General features: G+C 69.1%; 1 protein-coding gene. It reads right to left on the bottom strand.

Features of this window, described 5'->3' with window-relative positions; translation table 11 throughout:
* On the bottom strand, positions 1-2,437 hold a 2,437-nt coding region (locus tag AC1DW9_RS36525), incomplete at both ends, for a cadherin-like domain-containing protein (RefSeq protein ID WP_476855405.1).

Raw genomic sequence — 2,437 nt, 5'->3', positions numbered from 1 at the left:
GCGTCGGCCTCGTCGCCATAGGCCGTGGCGAACGGATCTGCTCCGTCCGCAGCGGCATTGGCGGCGGGGTCGTCATCCGTGCCGATCTGGTACTGCTTGACGACGATGCGGTCGCCGGCCTCGAGATCGAGGATCCGGTGGATCAGGTCGCGATCGTCCGCGTCATAGGGCACGTCGAAGGAGAAGCAGTCGTCGCCGGCACCGCCGGTCAGCGTCACTGCGTCGGCACCGATGGTGAAGTGGTCGTTGCCGCTGCCGCCGATCACCGCCTCGATATTGGAGAAGCTGTCCTCGCCGATCTCGACGCCGACCGCCTTGCCCTCGACCAGGTTGATGTCGATGCACTGCGTCGCCTGGGAGTAATCCAACGTGTCGCAGCCGCTGCCGCCATCATAGCAATCGGCCGCGGCATCGAGCGTGCCGATGATCACGTCGTTGCCGGACCCGGCTTCGACCCGGTCCGTGCCCGCACCACCATCGAGCGTATCCGCGCCGCTGCCGCCTTCGAGCCGGTCGTTGCCCGCCCCGCCATCGACGATATCGTCTCCCGCGTCACCCTCGATCCGGTCGTCGCCTGCCTCGCCGAAGAGCCGGTCATTGCCGGCATTGCCCTCGACCCTATCGTCGCCGGCGCCGGCGAAGACGATGTCGTCATCCGCGTCGCCCTCGATCCGGTCGCACCCGTCGCCGCCGAAGACGATGTCGTTACCGGTCCCGCCATGGATCTGGTCGTCACCGGCGCCGCCCGCGAGGTGATCATCGCCGGAACCGCCATCGAGCACATCGTCCCCGGCATCACCGGAGAGCGTGTCGTTGCCAGCCTCACCGAAGAGTCGGTCGTTGCCGCCGCCACCGGCCGCTGCATCGTCGCCGGCTCCGAGCTGGGCCGTGTCCTGGCCGGCGCCGAACTGGACGAGGTCGACATGAGCGCCACCGGTGACGACATTGTTGCCGTTGCCGGTTCGGACCGTGTCGTTGCCGTCGCCGGTGAAGATGGTGTTGTCGCCTTCTCCGCCGTCGATCCAGTCGTCGCCGTCGCCACCGTCGAGGATGTCGTCGCCGTCCTCGCCATAGACCTGGTCATTGCCGGCCCCGCCCATGACGTGATCGTCGCCGGCATTGCCATGAACTTCATCATTCCCGGCGCCGCCATCCACGGTGTCGTCGCCCTCATCGCCATGGGCGACGTCGTTGCCGGCATCCCCGGCGATCTGGTCGTCGCCGGTGCCGCCCTGGATCACGTCATTGCCGTCACCGCCGGAGAGCTGGTCGTTGCCGGCGCCGCCGACAATGATGTCATCGCCAGCCTCGCCGAAGATGATGTCGTCGCCATCCTCGCCGAAGAGCTKGTCGTCGCCGTCGCCGCCATAGATCGTGTCGTTGCCCTCGCCGCCATAGACGATGTCGTTGCCGCGSCCGGCATAGATCAGGTCATGGCCGGTGCCGCCGCGGATGAAATCGTTGCCGGCGCCGCCATGCAGGATGTCGGAGCCGCCGCGGCCGTCGATCACGTCATTGCCGTCGCGCCCGTCGATCAGGTCGGCGCATTCSGTCCCGGTCAGGCTGTCATCGCCGGCCGTGCCGTTGATCTCGRTGAACTCGACGACSCTGAAGAGCGCGGTCTGGGCGACCGCGACGGTCTCGTCGCTGACCTCRTAGCTCAGCGTCACCGGGCCAAAATAGCCGGGCGTCGGGCTGAACTCCCAGCCACCCTCGACCGCGGTCAGCGTGCCGCTGGAGGCGGTGAGATTGCGGATCGCCAGCACATCGCCATCAGGATCCAGCGCCCCTGCGAGCAGTCCGATCGCGGTGATCAGCAACGTCTCGCAGCGCCCGATGCTGCGCAGGCTGACCACACCGGCAAGCAGCGGGGCGCGGTTGCTGCGCGGGCTCCCGGGGCCACCGGGACCGCCGGGATTCTCGCCACCGGGTCCGCCAGGGTTCTCGCCGCCCGGGCCGGAATGGCCGCCCGGGCCGGGGTGGTGGCCGCCCGAGCCGCCGCCGGCCGAGGCGATCCCCTCGAAGTCATGGCCACCGCCAGAGCCGGCACTGCCGGAGAGGCCGCCGCCATGGCTGAGCGTCAGGTTGTCRTTGCTCGCCGGATCGCCGAAGACATCCTCGAGCTTGGCCGGCGAGAAGCGGCGCAGCGGCAGCTGCTCATAGTCGATCGGCGGGGAATCGATGCCGAGGAAGGCGGCAAGCCCGGCCGTGCCGACAGCCTGGCCGCCGGAGCCGAGCGCCGGGTCGTCCTCGGGCCCTTTCTTGATTGCTCCGGTCTCGTCCTCGGCCTCCTTGTCCGCCTCCTCGGCCTGCGCCTGCCTCGAGGGGCCTCCCCCAGCCGCATCCTCGCCCGGGRKCTCRGTGGGCGGACCGAGATCGGACTTGGCGTGGCTGGGGAAGAGGCTCTTGACGTAGATCGCGACCGCGGTACCGCGGT

The sequence above is a fragment of the Allobosea sp. P4_E12 genome (assembly GCF_056401655.1).
Note: the sequence above shows the minus strand (reverse complement) of the source record. Positions and strands in the feature narration are given on the sequence as shown.